At 72.1% G+C, this 23709-nt stretch carries 23 protein-coding genes; 12 read left to right on the top strand and 11 right to left on the bottom strand.

Annotation, left to right across the window (positions count from 1 at the left end; all coding sequences use genetic code 11):
- Positions 1 to 315 precede the first annotated feature (315 nt).
- Together ACFXMF_RS02545 and ACFXMF_RS02540 are read right to left on the bottom strand one after the other, a co-directional pair.
- Entirely contained in the window at positions 316 to 1092 is a 777-nt protein-coding gene (locus tag ACFXMF_RS02545) for a FadR/GntR family transcriptional regulator (protein ID WP_379989420.1), read from the bottom strand.
- Complete coding sequence (locus ACFXMF_RS02540) at positions 1089 to 2024, bottom strand: aldo/keto reductase (protein ID WP_360306031.1); 936 nt, start codon at positions 2022 to 2024, stop codon at positions 1089 to 1091. Before ACFXMF_RS02540 ends, ACFXMF_RS02545 begins: the two co-directional genes overlap by 4 nt.
- Before the next feature lie 113 nt (positions 2025 to 2137).
- Between ACFXMF_RS02540 and ACFXMF_RS02535 the strand changes: the two genes are divergently transcribed.
- Together ACFXMF_RS02535 and ACFXMF_RS02530 are read left to right on the top strand one after the other, a co-directional pair.
- Positions 2138 to 3337 carry a DegT/DnrJ/EryC1/StrS family aminotransferase gene (locus tag ACFXMF_RS02535; protein WP_360306033.1) on the top strand — a complete coding sequence of 400 codons (1200 nt, stop codon included), beginning with the start codon at positions 2138 to 2140 and terminating at the stop codon, positions 3335 to 3337.
- 148 nt (positions 3338 to 3485) lie between these two features.
- Entirely contained in the window at positions 3486 to 3956 is a 471-nt protein-coding gene (locus ACFXMF_RS02530) for a MarR family transcriptional regulator (protein ID WP_360306035.1), read from the top strand.
- A 189-nt stretch (positions 3957 to 4145) separates the two neighbouring features.
- Here ACFXMF_RS02530 and ACFXMF_RS02525 read toward each other — a convergent pair whose 3' ends face one another.
- A complete protein-coding gene (locus tag ACFXMF_RS02525) occupies positions 4146 to 4892 on the bottom strand; it encodes a nucleotidyltransferase family protein (RefSeq protein WP_360306037.1) in 747 nt (248 codons plus the stop codon).
- 153 nt (positions 4893 to 5045) lie between these two features.
- Here ACFXMF_RS02525 and ACFXMF_RS02520 point away from each other — a divergent pair, with 153 nt between their 5' ends.
- The 3 genes from ACFXMF_RS02520 to ACFXMF_RS02510 all read left to right on the top strand — a co-directional run bounded on the left by ACFXMF_RS02520 (position 5046) and on the right by ACFXMF_RS02510 (position 6889).
- Positions 5046 to 5726: a DUF3558 family protein gene (locus ACFXMF_RS02520; RefSeq protein WP_360306039.1), complete on the top strand. Its 681-nt coding sequence runs from the start codon at positions 5046 to 5048 to the stop codon at positions 5724 to 5726.
- Entirely contained in the window at positions 5723 to 6313 is a 591-nt protein-coding gene (locus tag ACFXMF_RS02515; protein WP_360306041.1) for a DUF3558 family protein, read from the top strand. The genes ACFXMF_RS02520 and ACFXMF_RS02515 overlap by 4 nt, the downstream gene beginning before the upstream one ends.
- Positions 6314 to 6424: 111 nt before the next feature.
- Positions 6425 to 6889 (top strand): hypothetical protein, encoded by a 465-nt coding sequence (locus ACFXMF_RS02510; protein ID WP_360306043.1) that lies wholly within the window; start codon positions 6425 to 6427, stop codon positions 6887 to 6889.
- Between the two features lie 28 nt (positions 6890 to 6917).
- Here ACFXMF_RS02510 and ACFXMF_RS02505 read toward each other — a convergent pair whose 3' ends face one another.
- Both ACFXMF_RS02505 and ACFXMF_RS02500 read right to left on the bottom strand, forming a co-directional pair.
- A complete protein-coding gene (locus ACFXMF_RS02505) occupies positions 6918 to 9179 on the bottom strand; it encodes a hypothetical protein (protein WP_360306045.1) in 2262 nt (753 codons plus the stop codon).
- A 129-nt stretch (positions 9180 to 9308) separates the two neighbouring features.
- A complete protein-coding gene (locus tag ACFXMF_RS02500; protein WP_379989424.1) occupies positions 9309 to 9773 on the bottom strand; it encodes a DUF4442 domain-containing protein in 465 nt (154 codons plus the stop codon).
- An 88-nt stretch (positions 9774 to 9861) separates the two neighbouring features.
- Here ACFXMF_RS02500 and ACFXMF_RS02495 point away from each other — a divergent pair, with 88 nt between their 5' ends.
- A complete protein-coding gene (locus ACFXMF_RS02495) occupies positions 9862 to 10668 on the top strand; it encodes an enoyl-CoA hydratase-related protein (RefSeq protein WP_360306049.1) in 807 nt (268 codons plus the stop codon).
- Positions 10669 to 10683: 15 nt separating this feature from the next.
- On the opposite strand, the gene ACFXMF_RS02490 is transcribed toward ACFXMF_RS02495, so the two are convergent.
- A complete protein-coding gene (locus tag ACFXMF_RS02490; RefSeq protein WP_360306051.1) occupies positions 10684 to 11040 on the bottom strand; it encodes a hypothetical protein in 357 nt (118 codons plus the stop codon).
- A gap of 198 nt (positions 11041 to 11238) precedes the next feature.
- Between ACFXMF_RS02490 and ACFXMF_RS02485 the strand changes: the two genes are divergently transcribed.
- Together ACFXMF_RS02485 and ACFXMF_RS02480 are read left to right on the top strand one after the other, a co-directional pair.
- Positions 11239 to 11757: a CoA transferase gene (locus ACFXMF_RS02485; RefSeq protein WP_379989426.1), complete on the top strand. Its 519-nt coding sequence runs from the start codon at positions 11239 to 11241 to the stop codon at positions 11755 to 11757.
- A gap of 209 nt (positions 11758 to 11966) precedes the next feature.
- Positions 11967 to 12473 (top strand): hypothetical protein, encoded by a 507-nt coding sequence (locus ACFXMF_RS02480; RefSeq protein WP_360306055.1) that lies wholly within the window; start codon positions 11967 to 11969, stop codon positions 12471 to 12473.
- A gap of 81 nt (positions 12474 to 12554) precedes the next feature.
- On the opposite strand, the gene ACFXMF_RS02475 is transcribed toward ACFXMF_RS02480, so the two are convergent.
- Positions 12555 to 13370, bottom strand: a complete 816-nt coding sequence (locus ACFXMF_RS02475) for an SAM-dependent methyltransferase (protein ID WP_379988434.1) — start codon at positions 13368 to 13370, stop codon at positions 12555 to 12557.
- Between the two features lie 189 nt (positions 13371 to 13559).
- Between ACFXMF_RS02475 and ACFXMF_RS02470 the strand changes: the two genes are divergently transcribed.
- Complete coding sequence (locus ACFXMF_RS02470) at positions 13560 to 13967, top strand: STAS domain-containing protein (protein ID WP_360306059.1); 408 nt, start codon at positions 13560 to 13562, stop codon at positions 13965 to 13967.
- Here ACFXMF_RS02470 and ACFXMF_RS02465 read toward each other — a convergent pair.
- Complete coding sequence (locus ACFXMF_RS02465; protein ID WP_379988436.1) at positions 13878 to 14867, bottom strand: sigma-70 family RNA polymerase sigma factor; 990 nt, start codon at positions 14865 to 14867, stop codon at positions 13878 to 13880. The two genes, ACFXMF_RS02470 and ACFXMF_RS02465, sit on opposite strands and share 90 nt — an antisense overlap.
- A 78-nt stretch (positions 14868 to 14945) precedes the next feature.
- The gene (locus ACFXMF_RS02460; protein WP_379988438.1) at positions 14946 to 15269 is read right to left on the bottom strand and encodes a ubiquitin carboxyl-terminal hydrolase 14; all 324 of its coding nucleotides are present in this window, start codon (positions 15267 to 15269) and stop codon (positions 14946 to 14948) included.
- A gap of 249 nt (positions 15270 to 15518) precedes the next feature.
- On the opposite strand from ACFXMF_RS02460, the gene ACFXMF_RS02455 reads away from it, so the two are divergent.
- From ACFXMF_RS02455 to ACFXMF_RS02445, 3 genes are all read left to right on the top strand, one after another.
- Positions 15519 to 17003: an NAD(P)/FAD-dependent oxidoreductase gene (locus ACFXMF_RS02455; protein WP_360306063.1), complete on the top strand. Its 1485-nt coding sequence runs from the start codon at positions 15519 to 15521 to the stop codon at positions 17001 to 17003.
- A 112-nt stretch (positions 17004 to 17115) separates the two neighbouring features.
- Positions 17116 to 18036, top strand: coding sequence for an SDR family NAD(P)-dependent oxidoreductase (locus ACFXMF_RS02450; protein ID WP_360306065.1), 921 nt, complete (start codon positions 17116 to 17118; stop codon positions 18034 to 18036).
- Positions 18037 to 18068: 32 nt separating this feature from the next.
- On the top strand, positions 18069 to 19004 hold the full coding sequence (locus tag ACFXMF_RS02445; protein ID WP_360306067.1) for an alpha/beta hydrolase: 936 nt from the start codon (positions 18069 to 18071) through the stop codon (positions 19002 to 19004).
- Between the two features lie 60 nt (positions 19005 to 19064).
- On the opposite strand, the gene ACFXMF_RS02440 is transcribed toward ACFXMF_RS02445, so the two are convergent.
- Complete coding sequence (locus ACFXMF_RS02440) at positions 19065 to 21293, bottom strand: UvrD-helicase domain-containing protein (protein ID WP_360306069.1); 2229 nt, start codon at positions 21291 to 21293, stop codon at positions 19065 to 19067.
- A 223-nt stretch (positions 21294 to 21516) separates the two neighbouring features.
- A complete protein-coding gene (locus tag ACFXMF_RS02435; protein ID WP_379988440.1) occupies positions 21517 to 23088 on the bottom strand; it encodes a putative Ig domain-containing protein in 1572 nt (523 codons plus the stop codon).
- Positions 23089 to 23709: the final 621 nt, after the last annotated feature.

The raw sequence follows: 23709 nt of genomic DNA, 5'->3' as shown, positions 1-23709 counted from the left end.
GACACCCCTGCGCCGGCGCCCCCCGAGAGCCACACCTCTGTAGTCGTCGGCAGCGGCAGTTGTGTCTTCGAGACCGGGGTGGCCGGGCTGCTCGGCCGCGTTGGGTGACCGGGTTGGGTGGCCGGGCTGCTCGGCCGGGCCGGGTGACCGGGCTGCTCGGCCGCGTTGGGTGACCGGGCTGCTCGGCCGGGCCGGGTGACCGGGTTGGGTGGCCGGGCTGCTCGGCCGGGTCGGGTGGCTGGGCTGCTTGGCCGCGTTGGGTGACCGGGATGGGTGGCTGTGTTGGGTGGGGTTGGGGGCCGTTGGGCGGTGGGGTCAGGGGGAGGTGATGGGGGCGCCGCCGCGGTCGCGCAAGGGGTAGTCCTGGGCCGCTTCGAGGTGGCTTACCGACTCGCGGTAGACCTCGGTCTCGTCGCCGGCCTCGATCAACGCGATCAACCGCTCGTGATCCCGCAAACCCGCGCGTCGAACCCGCTCCCCCGTATCGGCCAGTGCCTCCTGGGCCCACTCCCGCTCCTGCTGCGCCCACAACACCTCGACCGCACCGAGCAGGATCTTCATCGTCTCGTTGCCGCACAACAACACCAGCGCCTCGTGGAAGTCGCGCCCGGCCCGGATGTAGGCCGGCCCGTCCTCGACCGCGAGTTCCATCCGCGCGTGCACCTCCCGCAACCACGGCACCACCTCCGTGGCCCGGTCCGCACGTGCCGCGCACAACGCGGCGCAGACCGGTTCCAACCGGCGCAGCGCCTGCGCGAGGTCGTCCAGCCGGACCTGACGCGCGTGCATCACCATGCCGAACATGTGTGCCGCGTCCGTGGGTTGCGGGACGTGTACCACCGCACCGCCGGTGTTGCCGCGTTTGACGGTGATCAGACCCTCGGTCTCCAGGATCCGAAACGCCTGCCGCAGCGTGGTGCGGCCGACACCGAACTCGGCGATCAGGTCGTCCTGCTTGGGCAACATGTCGCCGTCGCGCAGCGGGCCGTCCAGGATCCGGCGGCGCAGCCGGCGGGCGAGTTCGTCCGCGATGCCGGCGTTGCGCAGGGATCGTTCGGTGCCGGCGCGGACCGGTTGCGCCGCCGCGTTCACGCCGGTACCGCCGCGGCGAGTTCGGCGACCTCGGCGACCTGGGTCGCGGTCAGTTCCACGACCGCGGCGGCGTTGGCCGAGACCTGCTCGGGTCGGGTCGCGCCGACCAGGACCGAGGACACCTCGGGCTGCGCGGCAAGCCAGGACAGCGCGAGTTGCAGCAGGGTCAGCTCCCGGCTCTCGGCGTAGGCTGCGAGCCGCTCGACGATGGCGAAGTTGTCGTCGGTGGCCACCCCCTCGGCGAAGAACGGGACGGCCGCGAACCGGCTGTCCCGGGGGAACTCCTCGCCGCGCCGATACTTGCCGCTGAGCAGGCCGGAGGCGAGCGGGAAGTATGGGACGACACCGACGCCGAAGTGTCGGGCGGCGGGCACCATGTCCCGCTCGACGGTGCGATTCAGCAGGCTCCACTCGATCTGCGCGGCGACGAAGCGGGTCGAGCCCGCCAGGTGCGCGGCGTCGGCGAGTTGCCACGCGGCCAGGTTGGACGCGGCCACATAGCGCACCTTGCCCGCCCGAACCAGGTCGTCGAGCGCGGCCAGGGTCTCCTCGATCGGGGTGTCCGGGTCGGCGTAATGCTGGTAGTACAGGTCGATGTGGTCGGTGCCCAGGCGCCGGAGGCTGCCTTCGCAGCTCCGCACGATGTGCCGTCGCGAGGAGCCGCGGCCGTACGGCCCCTCGGCCACCTTGGCGCCGAACTTGGTCGCCACGACCACGTCCTCGCGGCGGTGGCCCAGTGCCTTGCCCAGCAGCACCTCGGATTTCCCGCCACCGTACATGTCGGCGGTATCGAACAGGGTCACGCCCGCGTCGAGCGCGGCGCCGACCACCTTGTCGGCGCCGTCCTGGTCGATCCGCATCCCGAAGTTGTTGCAGCCGAGGCCGATCGCGGAGACCTTCAGACCCGACTTGCCCACGGTGGTGTAGCGCACGCTCAGCTCCCATCGTCTTGTTCGCCCATCATAGCCATGATAGCTATGACACATCGCCCTGACACTTCGTCAGCCGTGCTGCGATCGCGACATCACCACGAGGGTAGGCACTCATGCGCAAGATCCCATACGCCGGCAGCGTGCACGATCAGAGCGAGATCGACGCGATGTTGGCGGTGTTGAACGGGCCGCCCTCGGCGATGGGCATCGGGCGCAACGTGGCGGCCATGGAAACGCGCGTCGCGCAATTGTTCGGCAAGCGCAACGGCCTGATGTGCAACTCGGGTTCCTCGGCGCTCTACCTCGCGATCGAATTGTTGCGACTGTCCCCCGGCGACGAGATCATCACCTCCACGCTGACCTTCTCCACGGACATCGCCCCGATGGTCAAGGCGGGTCTGGTACCGGTGCTCGCGGATGTCGAACCGGACACCTACCAGATCGACCCGGCCCGGATCGAGGCCCTGATCGGCCCGCGCACCCGGGCCATCCTGACCCCCAACCTCGCGGGCAACGCCCCCGACTGGGACACCATCCGCGCGATCGCGGACCGGCACGACCTCCGGGTGATCGAGGACTCCTGCGACGCGCTCGGCGCCACCTTGCGCGGGACGCCGACGGGCACCCGCGCGGACATCTCGGTGACCAGTTTCGCGATGTCGCACATCATCACCTGCGCGGGCAACGGCGGCATGGTGCTCACCGACGACGAGGACCTGCGCGACCGGGGCCTGATGTTGCGCCGTTGGGGCCGGCGCAGCGAGTTGCAGTTGTTCGGCTCCAAGCGCGGCAACCGCGACTTCTTCGAGGAGATCGACGGCGTGCTGTACGACAACCTGTTCATCTTCGACGAGATCGGCTGGAACTTCGAGCCCTCGGAGCTGGGCGCCGCCTTCGGCCTGGCCCAACTCGCCAAGCTGCCCCGGTTCCTGGCCACCCGCCAGGAGCACTTCGCGGCGCACCACGCCTACTTCGACGCACGTCCCGAGTTCACCGCGCCGCGGCAGACCGAGGGCCTGGAGACGGGTTGGCTCAACTTCCCCATCCTGTTGAACGAGGGGTTGTCCTTCACCCGCGGCGAGATGCAGGCGTGGCTGGAGGAACGCGGGGTGTCCACCCGCACCGTGTGGTCGGGCAACATCCTGCGCCAGCCGGGCTTCAAGGACATCGCGCACCGGGCCGACCCGGCCGGCTACCCGAACGCCGACCGGGTGATGGAGCACGCGCTGATCGTGCCGATGAACCACCGGATGGACGCCGAGGACGTGGCCTACATCCACGAGCAGGTGGACGCGTTCCTGGCGAGCCGCTGAGCGCGGATGCCGCACTCCCCGGAGGGAAGTAGTTGCTTTGCGGATATCGCCTCAGGCAATAGATTCATCAAAGATATTCCGCATATCAACTACTAGCTATGATAGGAGCATGCAAACTCCCCCGAGAGCCGCATCCCCCGTCCCTTCGATGATCAGCGCCTTCGACGATCCACGGATCACCGCCATGGGACTGCTCGTGGAGGTCTACACGGGCCTGATGGACCGACTCGCTCCGCAGTTGGGCGAGCACGGACTGTCCACGGTGGACTTCAACGTGTTGGTCCGGTTGTCCCGCTCGGCCGAGCAACGCCTGCGGATGAGCGATCTCGCCGCCCAGACATCGTTGTCCACATCCGGCGTGACCCGGGTGGTGGATCGCCTGGAAAAGGAAGGACTGGTCGCCCGGGAGAACTGTCCCACCGACCGACGGGCACTGTTCGCCGTGCTCACCCGCGACGGCGCGGACCGGATCGGCGGCGTGCTGCCCGGCCATGTCGAACTGCTGCAGACCTGGTTGGTCGATCCGCTGACCGAGGGCCAGCTCGCCGGACTGCTGGACGGCCTGAGGGTGGTGCGCGACACCGCCAATCCGGGTGCCCGGGCGGGCATCACGTCCTGACACCGCGGCCGAACGATCGACTCGACACGCTCGAGCCCGTGGCCGCGGGGGTCACGGGAAACGCGTAGACGAGACCCCGAACAACCCACTCGCTGACGGAGGAAGCCGTCAGGCAGCAAACCCCGGGAGAACGGTCCGGCCCAGCCGCCGAGCGGTTGGGCCGGACGGTTCGATCCCCGGACGCGGTGCTCAGCCGTCGCCGCGCAACTCCCTGGCCGCCTCGGACAGGTCCTTGGCGGTGTCGATCGCCCGCCAGTAGGCACCCTGCGGAATCGGGAACCCGGCCAGCCGCTGGGTCCGGGCGAGCCCGGGGAACGTGGTGCGCTCGTGGTCGCCGACATCCGGCAGCAGCGCGGTGAACTCGGGCGCGAACACGTACACGCCCGCGTTGATCAGATACGGCGAGGGCGGCGCCTCGATGAAGTCCAGGACATGGCCGTACTTGTCCGTCTCCACCACTCCCCACGGAATCCGGGGCCGGGCCAGCGCGAGCGTGGCCAGCGCGGTGCGCTCGTGATGGAAGGCCGCCATCTCGGTGAGCGAGAACCGGGTCCAGATGTCGCCGTTGGTGGCGTACCACGGCTCGTCCGGGCGCGGCAGCGCGGCGGCGGCGAACTTCAACCCGCCGCCCCGGCCCAGCGGTTCGGTCTCCACGACGGTCTCCACGCGGACCGGCAGATCGGCGCTCTTGAGCCAGTCCTGGAGCACCTCCGCGAGGTGCCCGCAGGAGACCACGACATCGCGCACGCCCTCGGCGGCCAGCCAGCGAAGCTGGTGTCCGATGATCGGCGTGCCGGTGCCGGGGATCTCCACCATCGGCTTGGGTCGATCGTCGGTGTAGGGGCGCAGCCGGGAACCCTGCCCGCCGGCGAGGATCACGGCCTGGCTCACCGCGCGAGCCCCGGGGTGGGTGGTTGAGTGTGGTGCGGAAGTCATGGGCGCATTATCGCGCCCTCGCATCCCCCTCGACTTGCAAGGGAGGTACCACTCGTTCGGGAACGCCTCGGGCCCTAGGTTCATCTCATGGACGACTGCACTTCGAACACCGGGGGGAACACCACAGTGCGCATCAGGAATGTCCGTAGGGGTGTGACGGCCGTGCTCGTCGCACTGGCCGTGGGCGGCGCCGCCGCCGGCTGTGGCAACGACGACAGGTCGCCGCTGGACACCGTTCGCGCGTTGGAGAGCGGCCGCAAGGCGCCCACCGGCGAGCCGACCGGCACACCGCCGCCCAAGCCGCCGCGCCGCAGCACCGCGCCGCCCACCGACACGCCCTCGTCCACCACCGCCCCGCCGAGCGCCTCGTCGAGCGCCTCCTCGACCGGCACCTCGGCACCGGCGACCGGGCCCATCGGGCCCTATCTGGAGGACCCCTGTCGCTTCCTCACCCCCGCGCAGGTGGCCACGGCCCTCGGACTGCCGGTGGTCGAGGCCGAAGTGACCAAACGATCGAGCAGTTCGTTCTGCCATTACCGGGACTCCCGCGGGTTGTCCATGATGACCGTGATGACGTCCACCAGTAATCCCCGGTACAGCACTGCCGAGCAGGCCGCCAAGGGCACCATCAGCGCGAGCGACAACCCGGTGATCCTGCCGGCGGTCGGCGACGCGGCCTTCACCTATCGCGGCTCGATCTCCAACGGCGTGGTCTGGAGCAAGCAACTCGGCGACACCTATCTGGACGTGGACGTGTATGTCAGCCGCACCGACAAGGACGTGCCACCCGACGTCCTGGCCGGCATCGCCCGAACGATGGTCGGCCGGCTGTGACCGCGCGCGTCGGGCCCGCCGCCACCTTGGTGGGGGTGGTGGGTCTGGCGTGCCTGCTGGGTGGTTGCGACGACTCGGACCCGCCGCCGCGACGCGCGGCCGTCTCCGCCCCCGCGCCCGGCGACAACGCGGGCGCGCCACCGCGGCCCACCCCCTCCCCGATCGGCAACAGCACATCGCCCGCCGACAGTTGCGACCTGCTCTCGCCCACCCGGGTCGAGGAGGTGCTCGCGCTCGGCCCGGTGCACACCGGGCCCGCGAACGCCGGGCGCACGTGCGAGTACCTCGACTCCGGGGGCCGGCGCGTACTGACCGTCACCGTGGGGCAGTTGCCGCAGGCGATGGTGGGCGGACCGCTGGACACCGCGCGCGCGACCGCCACCGGTCCCGGCCCGTACGAGCCGCTGCCCGGGATCTCGGACGCGGCGGTGATCTACCGCGATCCCGCCCGCGGCGACGGCCTCGCCTTCGCCCGGGCCCGCGGCGAACTGGTCACCTCGGTGGACATCACCGTCCCGGTCGTCGATCGCGAACGGCTGATCGCACTGGCCCGCACCGCGGCCGCGGCACTGGACGCGCCCGGCTGAGTGGGCCGGTTCGGGGTAGGCACCGGCAACCTGGTGCCCGAGACGTCGTCCCCGGCGCGTAGGGTCCGGGGTCAGGGCGGCGCCTGCCGCGGCCGGGAGGAGGGCTCACCCATGACGGATCGGGACCCGCACGCCGTCGTGCTGCTCACGAACCGCATCAGCTCGCGAATCAGCACGAGCGGCGGACCGGCCCTACCCCTGCGCGACGCGTTGCGCGTGTACACCGAGCACGTCGACACCGGTGTCGCGGCCCGCTACGCGACGGTGGTGACCGACCTCGCGGACGCCGACGTGGCCCTGCTGCGCCTGCCCGAGGACCATCGCGGCGCCGAATTGGAACGCATCGTGGACATCGCCGCGTCGGTGCCCACGGTCGCGGTGATCGACCTTTTCCGGCCGGCCGCGGTGGCCGATCTGGTCGGCTACTGCGCCGCGTTGCTGGGCACCCGGGGGGCCGACGACGAGGGGGTGCTCGACGTCGTGTTCGGCCGCTACGCGCCCGCCGGCCGACTCGCCAGCGACCTGCCGGCCGACGCCGAACCGCTCTTCGAAACCGGACACGGCCTCTCCTACTGACTCCGACTGTCGATAAATTGACGGCCCGTCAGTGAGTTTTCCGGGTGATGTTCAACACGTCCACGGCGCCCTTCGCGTCGCCGATGGTGGCGAAGTCGACCGCGACGAAGTTCACCTGGGCACCGCGTTCGCGTTCGCATCGGCGGGCCCGATCCAGCAGGAACGGCCGCGAGTTGACCTGGCCGGCGTCGATTCGGCTGCCGCCGGTGGAGGTGACGAAGTTGTTCAACAGGAACAGCCGCTTGTCCACGTCGCCGCGATTGGGCGCGCAGTTCATCTCGGCCGGGCTGGCGTAGGCGTACGGCGTCTCCATCCCGTACTTGTAGAAGTTGCGGTACCACGGGACGGGGCCGTCGGCGCGTTCGGCGAAGACCACCAGGCGACGGTTGCGCTCGATCATCGAACCGAGCGTGGGCCACGGCTCGTTCGGGTCGGCCGCCGGCGTGAACAGCAGTCGCTCCAGGCCCGCTTCGCGAAACGCCCATTCGGTCTGCTGCGCGGTGATCGCGTCCTGCACGATCAAGGTGACCACCTCGTGCGGATTGCGGTCCATCCACTGGCCCACCGCGCGCAGCGTCTCCACCATCGGCAACGCACCGCCCCGACACACCGAGTGGCACAACCACAGCCCGGGGCGGGCCGGCGCGACGTCGTTGACCACGCCGGCGACGATCTTGCGCGACTCGGGGTCCAGGTCCGACTCGGCGAGCCGGCCGGCCACCTCCTCGGGCGCCTCCCACGTGTACGAGTCCACCAGCAGGCCGCGCACGCCGGCGTCCAACTGGGTGACGATGTCCGCGTCCTGGAGCGGGCTGAGGAATCGGGCCGCGGTGGAGGACATCGAGTTGTGCGTGGCCAGATAGGCGACCTGGTCGTAGCGCCGGTTGCACAGCTCGGTCATCCCGTTGCAGCGTTTGGCGTCGGAGCCGGAGCCGGAGGTGGGCACCGGCACGAAGATGGTCAGCGCGATCGCCCCGGCCGCGACCACCGCGGCGCCCGAGGTGAGCACCTGCCGGGTGGTGTGCCGCACCGGCGCGGCCCGCCGGTGCTTGTGCTTGTCCCACAGCACGATCGCACCGAAGGTCACCCCGCCGAACACCAGCGGCACCGCCGCCGCGGCCAGCCAGACCCCGACGATGTCGCGCGCCGCGGCCTCCTGGATGTCGCCGGTCAGCCGGACCACCGAGGGCGCCCAGCCATCCCGGTTCTCCGAGACCACGTGCGGCAGCAGGCCCCACGCGACCAGGCAGCCCAGCCCGGCGAGCAGCCCGCCGCCCGCGAGCGCCAACGCGGGCAGCCGCAGCCGGGCCGCACCGCGCGCCGACCCGGTCCGCCACAGCACCACCAGGCCCAGCAGCGCGGTCACGCTCGCCGCGGTGAGCAGCCGGCCCAGGCCGAACACCGTCATCGCGCGCAGTTGTTCGAGCTGCCCCAGCTTGAGCCGGGTGTCCCGGTCGGCCTGGCTCGCCCGCAGGTCCAGGGTCAGGTCCCAGGTGCCACCACCCGAGAGTCCGGTCAGGCCGAGCTGCGCCTGCCGGACCTTCTCCCCGAAGATCGCCGGGACGACGGCCACGAGCACCCCGCCGAGGTCGTCGGCGCGCAGCGAGGCGACCACCTGGCCGCGGATCGGCGCACGCGCCTCCACCGGCAGCCGGGCCAGGATCAGATCGGCCACCTCGGGGGCCGCGGCCGGGTCCAGGTTCAGCGCCGGCAGGGCCTGCGGCGGGCGGCCCTGGGCGAGCGCGTCCAGCGCCTTGGACACACCGTCCACCAGGGCCGGCGCGTTGTCCTCGGTCACCCGGGGCACGTCGCCGGTGAGGTCGCCGACGAAGACGTCGGCGACCTTGCCCAGGTTGTTGATCACCGGCTTGAGGTCGACGGTCAGCCGCAGTTCGCGTTCGTCGCCGCGCAGGTAGCCGACGGTGTGCCCGACCTGTTCGCGCACCATCCCGCGCAGCGTGGACGGCGGCAGCACCAGGCGCAGGTTGGCGGTGACCTGGTTGGGCGGTATCGGCAGCCGGCCCAGCAGGTCGTTGGTGACGCCGGCCAGACGGGGGTCGACCAGCACCTCGTCGTAGAGCCGGTCGTAGGCGTGCTCGCGTTCGAGCACGCCGTCGTACCAGTCGCCGGAAAGCACGGTGGCCCGCGCGACCGCGAGTCCGGTGACCACGGTGATCGACAACACGACGAGAGCCGTCGTCAGGGCCCGCAGGACGCGGCGCCACGGTCGCCACGCCTCGCGGATCCTGAGTCGGCGGGACACCTTGCCCACCACGATCGGTCCGGTCATCCGCACAGAATAGGAAACCATCACCAATCCGACGAAACCCATGATCGGGACGTTCCCGACCGGCAGGGCCCTTGCCTGCCCGCACGCGGTGATCGGAAACGTCCACCGGTCACCGCCAGTGTGCGCCTCTCAGGCGCGGTTGGGGCGCAGCGTCCAGGTGACGGTCATCTCCGCGGTGGTGGTGCCCGCTTCGTCACGAATCGTGATCGCGACCACGAATTCCGGGCGCTTGCCGGCGTCCAGTTCGGCGACCACCTCGGCGGCGGGGCGGCCCAGCCTGGCCTCGGCCAGCACCGGACCGCGCGCCACCTTGAGGTAGCGGATGCCGGCATCCACCGCGAGCGGCGTCGCGCGCGCGAGTTGATCGCCGAACGCGGCGAGCACGATCGCCCCGGAGGCGGACTCGGCGAGGGTGAACATGGCGCCCGCGTGCGGGCCGCCGATGTGGTTGTGATGCGCGGACTCGTCCGGCAGGCGCAGCACGGCGCGATCGGCCGCGAGCTCCACGAACTCCAGGCCGAGCGTGCGCACGAAGGGCACCGAGGCACGCAGGCCCTCGGCGACGGCGTCGAAGTCGGTCGTCGATTCAGTCATGGTCGCGATGCTACCGGCAGGTAACTTCGTCCGGGGCGGCACCTCGCCGGCATTTCCTTCACCCGGTGAATATGCTTGACTGAGTCACATGAAATACGTGCGCATCGAGCGACCCGAACCCCACATCGCGATCGTCCGGCTGGATCGGCCGGACCGGCTCAACGCGCTCTCCGCGACCATGGTGAGCGACCTGAAGACGGCCTTCGCCGGCCTGCACCGCGAACGCGGGCTGCGCGCGCTCGTGCTGACCGGCGAGGGTCGCGGGTTCTGCTCCGGCGCCGACCTCTCCGGCGACCCGGACCACGCGCCCGACGCCGAGGGCCGCGGCCCGGTCGGGCACGTCTACCGCTCGCAGGAACACCTGTCCGAGCTGATCCTGGCCGTCCACGAATGCGAGAAGCCGGTGATCGCCGCCGTGCACGGCGCGGCCGTCGGCGGCGGCCTGGCCCTGGCGCTGGCCTGCGACCTGCGCGTCGCGGACGAGAGCAGCCGGTTCGGCTCGGTGTTCATCAAGGTCGGCCTGTCCTCCGCCGACGTGGGCACCAGCTACCTGCTGCCGCGCCTGGTCGGCCCCACCCGCGCCGCCGAACTGATGCTCACCGGGCGACACTTCGACGCCGCCGAAGCCGACGCCTACGGCCTGCTCAACGCCCGCGTGCCGGCCGGCGAACACCTGCCCGCGGCACTGGACCTGGCCCGCGGCATCGCGGCCAACAGCGAATACGGCGTGTGGATGACCAAGAAGGGCCTGTGGTCCGGGATCGGCGCGACGTCGCTGCGCCAACAAATCGAACTGGAGAACCGCACCCAGGTGCTCGGCACCTTCACCGGCAACATGAGCGAGGCCGCCGCCGCCTTCCGCGAGCGCCGGCCCCCGATCTGGCAGGACATGTAGCGCGCCGGAGGGGACTCAGTCGCCCACCGGACGCCCGGGCAACGCCCAGCGGAACGGCCGCCCGGCCGCCGCCGCGTGCTCGCCCGGATTCGCCGCGAGCCGGACCTCCTCGATCGCGTCGCCGCGCGCGTTCCGGCCCAAAACCCGGGTCAGGTAGCCCGCGGTCGCCAACTCGTCCAGATAGCCCGTGATCGACTCGACGCTCTCCCCCGGACGGGTGGCCAACACCCGCGGATCCGGGAGGGCGCCGTCCGGTAACAACAGCAGATACACCGCGAGGCCGCGCGCCGACACACTCAGCCGGGCGTCCTTGAAGAGGGCGTCGTGGGACCCCAGCCCCGACCCGCCGTCCCCGCCCCAGATCCGCCTCATGACTTCAGTCTCGAACACGACCGCACCCGACAGGGCAAACCGCACAACCCCTCCACAAACGAGTGACCAATCGTTTGCCCGGACGCCCACAGTGCGGACGCGAGCACCGTCGGACACCGACGACCCGCCGGTTTGCCGACCGGGGCCCTCGAACAGGCGCCCCATCGACTGCGGAGTTCCGAGAACTGTGAGGCTTCGATGCGTACCACCCCCGCGCCGGGCCTGGACCAAGACACCCTCGCCGCCCGCCACCCGGGGCTGATCACCGCCGCGTTCAACGCGTGGGGTCCCGGGCCGTGGGTGAACCGGCGCGGCTTCGACAGCCTGGTCCAAGCCGCCTGCGGCATCGCCCGGATCGAGGCGAGCGACCGGCCGGAGCCGGGCGCGCTGCGGATCCAGGCACTGGACCGGGCCACCGGGTATCTGCTCGCGGCGGCCGTACTGCGCGCCCTGACGCTGCGCCTGGCCGACCGCCGGGGCAGTCGGATCGACCTGGCGCCGGCCCGGACCGCCCACTGGGCGATCGGCGCCCACGCGCCCGGCGAGGTCGAGGAAGCCCCGCCGTACGACCCGGCCCCGTATCCGGCCACCACCGACACGGCCCTCGGCCCGCTCACCCACGCGCCGCCGCCGTTCGCACTGCCCGGGCTGCCCGCGGCATGGCGTCGGCCGCCCACCCCGTGGGGCCACGACGCACCCGCGTGGCTCCCCGCCTGATCCCGCGCGCGAGCCCGCCCGATCCATCGGTCGGCGGCGCGGGCGAACCTCCCGACCCACCGTCAACTTGCGTACCGACAACCGGACTTGATTGACGAATGCGCAGGTCGCGCCGGTCTTGATGTCGGTGCCGGATGAGATGCTGGACGCATGGGTTGAGCGCCACCGCGGCCGACCCGCCGCGGCTCGACGCAGAGGAGGATCCCTCGATGACCACTGTCAACACCATGATCCGGCTGACCCCTGTGAAACCCGCGACCGTGCGCCGGGCCCTGACCCGGATCGACACCAAGACCGTGCGCACCCACCCGGACGGCGTGCGCGACGGCGCCCCCGGCATCTCGCTGCGCACCCTGGCCACCCTCCAGCGCGGCCGACTGGTCCGGCTCGGCGCCGAAGTGCCGCTGCGCGGGCGCAACATGGGCATCACCCGGGCCGGCCGTCAGGCGCTGATCGCGCGCGGCGGGCATCGCAAGGGCGCGTGGGCGCAGTTGTTGCGCCGGGAACTGACCTGGACCACCGCGGGCGGCGCGGTGCTGACCATCGCCGACATGCATCCCTACCACTGCGCGAACGCGGCGGCCTGGCTGCAGCGCAACGCGTCCGCGATCCGGGCCGACGCCGAGCCGCGCCGACGCGGCGACGCGGTCGCCTGGATCGACGAGACACCGCTGATGCGCGCACTGGTCGCCGCGGTCGCGGACACCCTGCCGTAGCGCGCGTCGAGTGCGGCGTCCGGCCACCGATCCGGCGGCCGGACGCCGCACTCGCGCCGTGTTCGGGCGCCCCGGCGCCGCTCAGACCTTGCGACCGACCGCGGTGTAGATCCACGATTGCGCCAGCCGCTCGGGCGACAGGTCCGCGCCCTCTTCCGGACGCCACAACGGCGCCTGGACCAGGCCGGGTTCGACCAGTTCCACGCCGGTCAGGAAGGACGCGATCTCGGCGTGCGGACGCGGCAGCATGAACTCGGAGTCGTCGTTGATCTCCAGCACCCGCTCCGCGGCGATCGGCGGCAGGAAGTCCGACGTGGTGTGCGAGGCGATCAGTAGGCTGCCCGAAGGCATCGCCGACAACAACCGGTCGACCACGCCCGCGGGATCCTCGGCGGCGGAGACGTAGTGCAGGATCGCCACCAGCATCAGCGCCACCGGGCGCTCGGAGTCGATCACCTCGCGCACCTCGGGCGCGGCCAGAATCTTCTCCGGCTCGCGCACGTCGCCCATGGTGAAGGTGGTCCGGCCGCGATCGGTGGCGGGCATCAGCGCGCGGGCGTGCGCCAGCACGATCGGGTCGTTGTCCACGTAGGCCACCCGGGCCGACGGGATGACCTCCTGGGCGATCTCGTGCGTGTTGCCGGGCGCCGGGATCCCGGTCCCGATGTCGAGGAACTGCTCGATGCCCTGCTCCGCCGCGTACCGCACGGCGCGCCCGAGGAAGGCCCGGTTGTCCAACGCGGTGACCGAGGTCTGCGGGGCGACCGCGATGAACCGTTCCGCCAACTCGCGATCGACCGGATAGTTGGTCTTGCCGCCGATGTGGTAGTCGTACACACGGGCGGGGTGAGGGCGACTGACGTCGATCCCGGTGGGTGCCCAGTCCTGCTCGGACAACGTGTCATCCCCTCGAAAGTCGGTACGGCGCCAGCCTACGTCACGCCAAACAGCCCGTTCCACAAGGGACTTGCCACACTTTGCACCCCCACCGGGAAACCCTCGACGACCTCCGGGCAAACCCGGGTGATGAGTTTTGCCCGCCGAAGCGGTCATAACCGGGTACAGCGTCGTCACAGGAGGTCGTCGATGGTCGATCCACCCGAAGCACCCACCACGCCACCCGGCGCACTGGTCGTCCGCGCACCGCTCGCCCGCACGGACGTCCCCGGCCTGTGCGTACGCCTGCTCGCACTGCTGCACGACGATCCGGCCGACCCGTTCCCCTGCGACGTGAGCGCGCTGACCCGCCCGGACCTGGCCGCGATCGAGGCACTGGCCCGACTCCAACTCACCGCGCGCGGCCTCGATCGGCGGATCCGACTGCACGGCGCGGGCGGTGAGTTGCGCGACCTGCTGACCCTGACCGGCCTGGACACCATCGTCCCGGCCGGCCACGGCGCATCGCTAGGCGTCCAGTGTCGCCGGCAGGCCGAACAGGGGGAACAGGTGCGGGACATCGAGGAACGAGTTGAGGCCGATGATCTGCCCCTGTGAAATCTCGATCACCTGGAGCGCCCACGGCTCGAAGCCGCCACCGGGGCCACTGGGGCGGTACTGCCCGAAGCCCGGCGTGCCGTTCGCCACGATCGGCAGCAACCGCGAACCGCGGCAACCACTGCCGGTGCCCAGGAACCAGGCCCGAATGTCCTCGTGCCCGCGCAGCCACAACTCGTACGGCGGCATCGACAAGGTCGCGTCCTCGCGCAGCAGGGCGGTGAGCGAGTCGAGGTCGTAGCGTTCGAAGGCGTCCACGTAGCGGGCGAGCAGCGACTGCTGCTCCTCGTCCAGCGGCTGCACCGGGTCGGTCGCGGCGGGCTCGTTCTCCGCGAGCGCGGCCCGGGCCCGCTGCAGCGCGCTGTTCACCGACGCCACCGTGCCGCCGAGCAGTTCGGCGACCTCGCTCGCCTTCCAGGCCAGCACCTCGCGCAGGATCAGCACGGCGCGCTGCTTGGGCGGCAGGTGCTGGAGGGCGGCGACGAAGGCGAGTCGCACGCTCTCGCGCGCGACCGCCAGCTCGGCCGGGTCGGCCACGCTCGGCACGATCCGGCCGTCCGGGATCGGCTCGATCCAGGTGGCCTCGGGCAGTGCGGGGGTCAGTGCCGAGGAGGCGGACACCGGCGAGGACAGGTCCATCGGTCGGGCCCGGCGTTCGCGCCCGTTCAGGCTGTCCAGACACACGTTGGTGGCGATCCGATACAGCCAGGACCGCACCGAGGAGCGGCCCTCGAATCGGTCGAAGCTCTTCCAGGCCCGCACCATGGTGTCCTGGACCGCGTCCTCCGCCTCGAAGACCGAGCCGAGCATCCGGTAGCAGTAGCCGGTGAGCTCCATCCGAAACGGCTCGAAGTGCACCTCCACCACGTCGGCGCCGTCCGTTGTCACGAGATCACTCATCGGGTACTCCCACCGATTCCGGCTGTGTCGACCACGCCTGGGAGTCTAGGCAGCCGCACCGACACATGTCCCCGGGCGTCAGTCCACCGGCACCGCGACGAGCTCGTCCGCGTAGCACCAGGCCCAGTCCTCGCCGGGCTCGAACGAGCGCACCAGTGGGTGACTCACGGCGTGCCAGTGCGCGGTCGCGTGCCGGTGCGGCGAGCTGTCGCAACAGCCGATGTGACCGCACGTCAGACACTCCCGCAGGTGCACCCACCGAGTACCGTCGCGCAGGCAGTCCTCGCAGCCCTTCGTCGAACCAGGCCGCACCGTCTCGGGCAGCGAGCCCAGGTGCTCGCAGGGCCCGTTCGAGGGCCGCCCGGCACCGTCCTGGACCACCTGGTAACGCATCCCGGCCATCGTCGTGCTCCTCACCGCCGTGCCGCGGGCGTGCCGCGATCCCGCGGGCCCGATCGATCTCCCCTTCCCTACCACGCGGGGCCGTACGCGTGCCCGAACGACGACGGGGCGGCGGCGGGCGCGGGGTGCGCCGGCGGCATCACCGTACGGCGGCAACGATGGACGCAAGGACCGCGTCCGGTCTTCCGCACCGAGGCTACTTGTCAGTAGCCTCCAGATGCAGCGCCCCTACCCGGTACGGAGGCCGCAGTGGACACGACGCACGTTCGGGTGGCCGTGATCGGGGCGGGCTTCTCCGGTCTGGCCGCCGGCCACCGGCTTCGCCACCATGCCGGCATCGAGGACTTCGTCATCCTGGAGCGCGCCCACGACGTCGGCGGCACCTGGCGGGACAACACGTACCCGGGCGCGGCCTGCGACGTGCCGTCCAACCTGTACTGCTTCTCGTACGCGCCGAATCCGACCTGGTCGCACGCGTTCTCACCGGGCACGGAGATCCAGGCGTACCTGCGCCGCTGCGCGTACCGGTTCGGACTGCTGCCGCACCTGCGGCTGGGTCACGAGGTCACCGCGGCCCGATGGGAGCACGAGCGGGCGCGTTGGCACCTGACCACCGACGCCGGCAGCTACACCGCCGACGTGGTGATCGCCGGGGCGGGCCCGCTCACCGAGCCCGCACTGCCCGCACTGCCCGGCCTGGCCGACTTCGGCGGGCACGTGTTCCACTCCGCCCGCTGGGACCACGAGCACGACCTGACCGGCCGACACGTCGCGGTGGTGGGCACCGGCGCCTCCTCGATCCAGTTCGTCCCGCACATCCAGCCGAGGGCGAGCCGCCTGGACGTCTACCAGCGCACCCCGCCATGGATCCTGCCGCGCCACGACCGACCGCTGCCCGACTGGCAGCGATGGCTCTACCGGCGGCTGCCGACGGCGCAGCGACTGGTGCGTCAGGGGTTGTACTGGCAGCGCGAGGCCACCCTCGGCGCGTTCCTGGGGCCGCGCGAGCTGATCAGCGCGGCGGCCACGAAGCAGGCCCTGGCGCATCTGCGCGCGCAGGTCGCCGACCCCGAACTGCGCGCCCGGCTGACCCCCGACTACCGGTTCGGCTGCAAGCGGGTGCTGCTGTCGAACGACTACTATCCGGCGCTGACCAAGCCCAATGTCGAGGTGATCACCTCGGCGATCGACTCGGTGCGGCCGGGCGGGCTGGTCACCGCGGACGGGGTCGAGCACAAGGCGGACACGATCGTCTTCGGCACCGGCTTCGAGGCCACCCGGCCGCCGATCGCGAGCGTGGTGACCGGGCGCGACGGGCGCACGCTGAGCGAGGTGTGGCGCGAGGGCATGGCGGCCCATCGGGGGGCGATGGTGGCCGGTTTCCCGAATCTGTTCCTGGTGATCGGTCCGGGCACCGGGCTGGGGCACTCGTCGATGACCGTGGTGATCGAGGCGCAGGTGCGCTACGCGGTGGACGCGATCCGGCAGATGCACGATCAGGGCATCGCCGACGTCGAGGTGTTGCCCACGACGCAGGACGCGTACAACGGGTGGCTCGACGAGCGCATGGGCCGCACGGTGTGGGCCACCGGTGGGTGCACGAGTTGGTATCTGGACGAGCGCAACGGCCGGGTCACCGCGCTGTGGCCGGGTTCGCTGACCCGGTTCCGGCGGATGACCCGCCGGTTCTCGCCGGCGGGTCATCGGGCTCGGCGGTGGGATCGGCTCGCCTAGGCCAGTTATCGGATTATCGGATTCAACCGGTCGTCGGGATCTGATGGGATGCACGCGTCGGGCGCGCGCGGCGCCCGGCGAGGGGTTCGGGCGGTATGGACAGGGAGTGCGTGTGATCCGGGAATTCACAGGTCGGGTGTGCGTCGTCACCGGCGCGGGGTCGGGCATCGGGCGAGCCCTGGCCTGCGAACTGGCCGCGCACGGCGCGCGGCTCGCCCTCGCCGACGTGAACGCGGCGGGGCTCGACGAGACCGAGGCGCAGGCCGCGCGACTGGGCGCGCGGGAGATCCACTGCACGGTCCTGGACGTCGCCGACCGCACGGCCGTGCTCGCCTGGGCGGACGCCACCGCCGAGCGGTTCGGCGGGGTCGACCTGGTGGTCAACAACGCCGGCGTCGCGCTGACCGCGGACGTCGAGGAGATGTCCTGGGACGACTTCGAATGGCTGATGGGGATCAACTTCTGGGGTGTCGCCTACGGCACCAAGGCGTTCCTGCCGCACCTGCGCCGCTCCTCCCAGGGCCACCTGGTCAACATCTCTTCGGTGTTCGGTCTGTTCGGCGTGCCCTCGCAGAGCGCCTACTGCGCGGCCAAATACGCCGTGCGCGGCTTCACCGAGTCGGTGCGCCAGGAGATGCGGCTCTCCGGCTCCGGGGTCGGGGTGACGACCGTGCACCCGGGCGGGATAAAGACCGACATCGTGCGCAACTCGCGCGCCGCCGCCGGGCACGACAGGGACGCGGTGGTGGCGCTGCACGACGCGGTGTCGCGCACCTCGGCGCAGCGGGCGGCCCGGATCATCCTGCGTGGTGTGCTTCGCGGTCGGGCCCGGGTGTTCGTCGGCGCGGACGCGACCGTGATCGACGTCGGCTCCCGGCTGCTCGGGTCGATCTTCGAACCGGTGGTGCGCCTGGTCTCCGGGCGCACCGGGCCCACCACGTCGGCGCCCGGCCCGCGCGCGGCGTCACAGCCGCCCGCCGCGGTGCCGGTTTTGCCCTCGGACGGGTATTCAGACCCCGTTACCGGTGGGTAGAAAGCAGCAGAGGGCACGAGTGGGAGGCGAGCATGACGGCGGACATCGGGAGCACCGGGTCACCCGTACGACAGGACGTCACGGTTCGCACCGGTGACGGCGCGGAACTTCGGGTGAGCGTGTCCGGGCCGCCCGACGCGGCGGTGACGGTCGTCTTCGCCCACGGCTGGACCCTGCACGGCGACATCTGGCGGGCGCAGATCCAGGCACTGGTGGCGGCGGGGGTGCGTGCGGTCGGCTACGACCATCGCGGACACGGGCGATCCACGGCCGGGCGGGCCGCGCCGTGGACGATCGACCTGCTGGGCGACGACCTCGCCGACGTGCTCGACGCGGTCGCGCCCAGTGGTCCGGTGTTGTTGTGCGGACACTCCATGGGCGGCATGACGATCATGGCGCTGGCCGCGGCCCGTCCCGAGTTGTTCGGGACTCGGGTGGCCGGGGTGGTCCTGGTCGGCACCTCGGCGGGCGACCTGGTGCCGACCGGACGCGGGCTGCCCGCGGCGGTGCGGCTCAGGTCGGCCGCGCAGACCCGATTCTTCGCGTTCGGGCGGCGCCACCCACGCCTGGTGACCCGGGGCCGGACCCTGCTGCCGGGCCCGGACCGGCCGCGTCATCTGCGGGTCGTGCAGCGCGGCCTGTTCGGCCCGACGGCCGACCCGACGGTGGTGCGCGACTGTGCGCAGATGGTGTTCGCGACGCCGATGACCACGGTGTGCGGCTTCTTCCCGGCCCTGGCCGGGCACGACAAGGCCGGCGCGCTGACCGCGCTCGCGGATGTGCCGGTGCACATCGTGGTGGGCGCGCACGACCGGCTCACCCCGCTCGCGCACAGCCGGGCGCTGGCGGCCGAACTCCCCGAGGCCACGCTGCACGTCGAGCCCGACTGCGGGCACATGGTGTTCACCGAACGCCCGGACAGCGTGATCGCACCGCTGCGCGCCCTGTGCGCGGGCGTGGCCGGGTAGCACCCGCCCGACCGCGCCCGCGGGGACCGAGGGCAGGCCGGCCCTCGGTCCCCGCGACGGTCAGCGCGGTTCGATCCCCAGCAACTCCGCGGTCCAATCCGGGTCCGCCGTGACCACGGCCAGCAGCCGGGTGGCCCGGGTCAGCGCCACGTAGAGCGTGCGCATGCCGTTGGGCGACTGCTCGACGATCCCACGCGGGTCGACGATCACCGCGACGTCGAACTCCAGGCCCTTCGCGTCCAGCGCGTCCATCGGCTGCACCCGCGGATCCAGGCCCGCCAGCTCGGCCGCCAGTTCCTCGGTCGCCCCGACCGGGGTGACCACGCCGATGGTGCCCTCGACCGTCTCCAGCAGCTCGCGCACCAGCTTGCGCACCACCGGGCCGGTCCGCTCCCCCGCCGTGGCGTGCACGGTGGGCGGCTCGCCGCCGCTGCGCACCGCCCGAGCCGGCCGTGCCCCGGGCACCGCCCGCACCAGCACCCGCGCGGCGACGTCGGCCACCTCCACCGGGTTGCGGTAGTTGGTGGTCAGCTCGAACTCGTACCGGCCCCGCTCGCGCAACGCCTCGGCCATCGCCGCCGCCGACGCGCTCGGGTCCTCCCACGCGCTCTGCGCGGGGTCCTCGACGATGGTCCAGGTCGCGTGCAGGCCGCGCCGGCCGAGCATGCGCCACTGCATCGGGGTCAGGTCCTGCGCCTCGTCGATGACGATGTGCGCGTACTCGACCGGCTCGTCCTCGTCCTCGTCGCGCGGCCTGCGCGCACCGCGGCCGCCGGCCATCCGGTCCGCGTAGGTGGTCACCTCGGTGATCTCGTCCGGGACGTCCCGGCCGACCGCCTCGCCGCTGAAGATGTCCCGGCCGTCCACCACGTACGGGTTGTCCTCGTCCGGGTTGCCGTAGGCCACCGTGCGCTTGCGCGGCAGCGGCCCGAGCAGGCCGGTCAGCTCGTCCATCAGCGCCACGTCGTGGAAGGAGACCTCGCCGGTGCGCGCGGTGCGCGCCCACGAACTCGCCAGTACGGACACCTGCGCGGGCGTCAGGTCGCGTTCGAAACGGCGCAGCCGTTCCGGATCGGCCAAGCCGGCCAGCACGTCCGCGGGCCGCTGGAGCGGCCACCAGGCGCGCAGGAACGCCGCGAACTCCTCGCGCGCGGCCACGTCCTCGTGGAACGCGTCCTTCTCGCCGCGCCCGGCGCCGCGCGAGAGCAGTCGACCCCACAGCTCGGTGAGCAGTTGGCGGGCCACCTGGAGTCGGGCGGTGTTGGGGCCGCCGCGGTTCTTGGCCAGCACCTCGCGGCGGATCCGGCGCAGCGCCTTGTGGTCCAGCACGATCCTGGTGCCCCGGTGCGAGATCGCGAACTCGGTCGGCGCGCCGGCCGGCACGTCGGCCACCGCGCGGCGGAGCAGGTGGGACATCGCGGCGGCGCCCTTGAGCCTGGCCGCCGCGGCGTCGTCGTGGTAGGCCGCCTCGACGCCGTCGACCATGTCGCCCAGCGAGCGCAGTACCGCGCCGCCTTCGCCGAGCGAGGGCAGCACCCGTTCGATGTAGGCGGTGAAGCGCGGGTTGGGGCCGACCACGAGCACACCGCGGGAGCCGAAGCGGCGGCGGTGTTGGAACATCAGGTACGCCACCCGGTGCAGCGCGACGGCGGTCTTGCCGGTGCCCGGGCCGCCGCGCACGATCACCGAGCGGTCGATCGGCGCCCGGATGGCCTCGTCCTGCTCGCGTTGGATGGTGGCCACGATGTCGTGCATCGAGCCGTCCCGGGTGCGCGAGAGCGCGGCCAGGAAGGCGCCGTCGCCGACGATGACCATGTCGCCGGCGGCGTCCGGGTCGAGCAGGTCGTCCTCGATGTCGACCACCGAGCGGCCTCGGCAGTGCAGCACCCGGCGGCGGACCACACCGCGCGGGTCGTCCGGGGTGGCCCGGTAGAACGCCTCCGCCGCGGGCGCGCGCCAGTCGACGACGAGCACCTCGCTGTCCTCGTCGCGGATGCCGATCCGGCCGATGTGCCGGACCTCGTCGTCGAGCTGATCGAGGCGGCCGAAGACGAGTCCGTCGTCGGCGGCGTCGAGTGAGCGGGCCCACAGTTCGGCGCGGTAGACCATGACGTCCCGCTCGACCAGCGCCGCGCGCGTGCCGACCTGCGCCTGCCGGTAGCCCTGCCGGAGCAGCGCCTGGGCTTCGTCGCGCATGTGTTCCAGGCGCGTGTAGGAGCGATCGACATGGCCCTGTTCCGCGGCGAGCTCGCGTTCCTTGGCCTGGGGGTCGCCTGCCGGCGCGGGCATAGTGATGCTCCTTGTGACGTGACACAGGTCTGCGCCCACGATGGACGAGGCGCCGACGATCGTATGGCGTCGCCGGCGCTGTCCCCCGCGGGCCGATCCGCCCACGGGGGTTGCGGCTGGGGTCGGGGGTGCTCCCCCGGAGGGACACAGTATTCGGGACCCGCGTCGGTCTTCGCGACGCCCGGGCCCGTCGGGACGGTTCGGCAGGGCGCTCGGGACCCGCTCAGACCTGCCTGGCCCGTAGCCGGCGCACCGCGACGGCGACCCCGATCAGGCCCAGGAGTCCGAGTATCCCCCACAGCCAGGTGCTCACGTGCGAGCCGTCGTCGCCGTCCGTACCGCTCGGCGTGAGCGCGGCCTGCGCGGATCCGGCGGCCGTCCCGGCCGGGGCGGTCACGGTGATCCCGAAGCGGGCCTTGGCCTCGTGCCGGATCGGCGCGTTGTCCGAGACGGTGATCCCGAAGCCGGTCTCGCCGGGGGTGCTGGGAGTGCCGGTGATCACACCGCCGTCCGGGTCCAGGGTCAGTCCCGGCGGCAGCGGGTCGTCGGCGACCCAGTGGTAGGGGGCGGTGCCGCCCTGGGCGGCGAGCTTGGCGGTGTACGGGCGGCCGACGGTCGCGGGCGGCAGCTCGGCGGCGGGCAGCACCAGGGTGGCCGAGGGCACCGCGTCGACGGGCGGGGACGGGTCGGATTCGCCGATCGCGTTGATCGCGACGATCGTGTAGGAGTACGTGGTGCCGTTGGTCAGGCCCTGGTCGGTGTGGGTCAGGGTGTCCGCGCCCAGGGTGGCCAGGGGCGCCGCCGATCCGGGTTCGCCGTTGGTCGAGCGCAGGATCCGGTAGCCGGTGATCGGGCTGTCGCCGGTGTCCGCCGGCGGCATCCAGGACAACACCGCCTGTCCCTGGCCGGCGGTGGCGGCCAGGCCCCCGGGCGCGCCGGGCTTGCCGCTGCCCACCCCGGACAGGGTGACCGTGCGGCTGCCGCCGGGGATGTTGCCGGTCAGGGTGAGGGTGCCGCCGGCCGAGCCGCGTTTGGTCGGGGTGAACGTGATCGCGAAGGAGCACGCGGAGCCGCCGGGCACGTTGGTGTCCGGGCCGGACGCGCAGGTGGTGCCGTTGGCGTCGACCGCGAAGGGGCCGTCGACCTTGGCGGAGGCGATCATGAACGGCACGTCGCCGGTCGTGGTGATCGGCAGATTGCGGGTGACCGCCCGGCCCACCGGCGAGACGCCGAAGTCGATCGCCGGAAGCAGGTCGCCGACCTGGGCGGCGGGCACCGTGAAGGACAGCAGGGCGTGGCCGTCGCCGACCCCGCCGGAGGCGGAGGTCTGCGCGCCGGGGAAGACGATCGGGTCGGCGTACGCGCCGTTGCCGCCGGCGGCGGGGGCGAACAGCCAGGGCAGCGGGGCGGTCGCCGAGGACAGTGTGGTGCCGTTGTCGCGGATCCCGACCACCAGGGTCGCGCCGGCCTGGACCGGACCGTTCGCGGCGACCGCGGCCGAGCCGGCCACCGACGAGCCCGGGACGGTGCCGGCCGCCTTGCCGTACACGGTCACGGTCATCGCGGTGGCCCCGACCGGCACGGTCACCCGGTGGTCGCCGCCGCCGGTGACCGCCGTCTGCACCTGGGTCGTGCCGCCGGGCGTCGTCGGCGCGGCGGGCCGCACTCGGACGGCGCCCGGCCGGTCGGCGCCGGCGACCGCCGCCGGCGCGAGCGCGGCGAGTGCGCACACCGTCGCGAGCAGCCCGGCTGCGAGTGTTCCGGGGCGGATACGACGGCGGATGGCGCTGTGCATGGAGATGGACCCCCGGGTGGGCTGCGGCTGTCGATACCGGACGGCACCGGACGGCCCACCGCGGTCCCCGTTTCACGGGGTCGGCGGATTCCGCGCGCACGGCTTTTCCGGCAGCTCCTCAGCGCGGATGCTAGCGCTCACCGGGAGCGACCGGGAGTGCCCCCGACCAGAAGATCACTCGATGGAATTCGCTGGTCCGGGCCGCCCGTACGCGCACGACCCGGCAAAGCTGACCATCCGTCAGTTTTCGTCGACGCCGCCACGATCCGCGCCGGCGCCGGTTCGCCGGCCGGCGACGGTTCGGGCGGGTCGACGCCCGGCGTCCCGGTCCGCCCGCGGGGTGCGGACCAATCCGCGCCGTCGCGCGTGTCGGCGCCGAATCGCGGGCCGAGCAGGGCGGTTGCCACGACGAACAGGACCAGGAACCAGACGACATACGCGTTCACGAGACACACTCCCGGCGGCACGATGGAATCGGCCCGCACAACAACCAGGCCAGTTCCCATTCTCGATCCGACTGGCCTGCCCACAAAGAGCCAATCCTCGGGAGGTGGACTGTGTTTGCCGACCGATGGGGACCGGATATGACGATCCTCCGGCGCGAAGGGGTACCGACGCGGC

It is taken from the genome of Embleya sp. NPDC059213, from assembly GCF_042754445.1.
Lineage (GTDB): Bacteria > Actinomycetota > Actinomycetes > Streptomycetales > Streptomycetaceae > Embleya.
This window is presented reverse-complemented; position numbering and strand designations above follow the sequence as displayed.

What these genes read in the sequence shown, in the direction of transcription:
- ACFXMF_RS02535 (WP_360306033.1), top strand. Translation starts at nt 2,138, where the DNA reads ATGCGCAAGATCCCATACGCCGGCAGCGTGCACGATCAGAGCGAGATC.
- ACFXMF_RS02530 (WP_360306035.1), top strand. Translation starts at nt 3,486, where the DNA reads ATGATCAGCGCCTTCGACGATCCACGGATCACCGCCATGGGACTGCTC.
- ACFXMF_RS02525 (WP_360306037.1), bottom strand. Translation starts at nt 4,892, where the DNA reads ATGACTTCCGCACCACACTCAACCACCCACCCCGGGGCTCGCGCGGTG.
- ACFXMF_RS02510 (WP_360306043.1), top strand. Translation starts at nt 6,425, where the DNA reads ATGACGGATCGGGACCCGCACGCCGTCGTGCTGCTCACGAACCGCATC.
- ACFXMF_RS02505 (WP_360306045.1), bottom strand. Translation starts at nt 9,179, where the DNA reads ATGACCGGACCGATCGTGGTGGGCAAGGTGTCCCGCCGACTCAGGATC.
- ACFXMF_RS02500 (WP_379989424.1), bottom strand. Translation starts at nt 9,773, where the DNA reads ATGACTGAATCGACGACCGACTTCGACGCCGTCGCCGAGGGCCTGCGT.
- ACFXMF_RS02495 (WP_360306049.1), top strand. Translation starts at nt 9,862, where the DNA reads ATGAAATACGTGCGCATCGAGCGACCCGAACCCCACATCGCGATCGTC.
- ACFXMF_RS02490 (WP_360306051.1), bottom strand. Translation starts at nt 11,040, where the DNA reads ATGAGGCGGATCTGGGGCGGGGACGGCGGGTCGGGGCTGGGGTCCCAC.
- ACFXMF_RS02485 (WP_379989426.1), top strand. Translation starts at nt 11,239, where the DNA reads ATGCGTACCACCCCCGCGCCGGGCCTGGACCAAGACACCCTCGCCGCC.
- ACFXMF_RS02480 (WP_360306055.1), top strand. Translation starts at nt 11,967, where the DNA reads ATGACCACTGTCAACACCATGATCCGGCTGACCCCTGTGAAACCCGCG.
- ACFXMF_RS02470 (WP_360306059.1), top strand. Translation starts at nt 13,560, where the DNA reads ATGGTCGATCCACCCGAAGCACCCACCACGCCACCCGGCGCACTGGTC.
- ACFXMF_RS02465 (WP_379988436.1), bottom strand. Translation starts at nt 14,867, where the DNA reads ATGAGTGATCTCGTGACAACGGACGGCGCCGACGTGGTGGAGGTGCAC.
- ACFXMF_RS02460 (WP_379988438.1), bottom strand. Translation starts at nt 15,269, where the DNA reads ATGGCCGGGATGCGTTACCAGGTGGTCCAGGACGGTGCCGGGCGGCCC.
- ACFXMF_RS02445 (WP_360306067.1), top strand. Translation starts at nt 18,069, where the DNA reads ATGACGGCGGACATCGGGAGCACCGGGTCACCCGTACGACAGGACGTC.
- ACFXMF_RS02440 (WP_360306069.1), bottom strand. Translation starts at nt 21,293, where the DNA reads ATGCCCGCGCCGGCAGGCGACCCCCAGGCCAAGGAACGCGAGCTCGCC.
- ACFXMF_RS02435 (WP_379988440.1), bottom strand. Translation starts at nt 23,088, where the DNA reads ATGCACAGCGCCATCCGCCGTCGTATCCGCCCCGGAACACTCGCAGCC.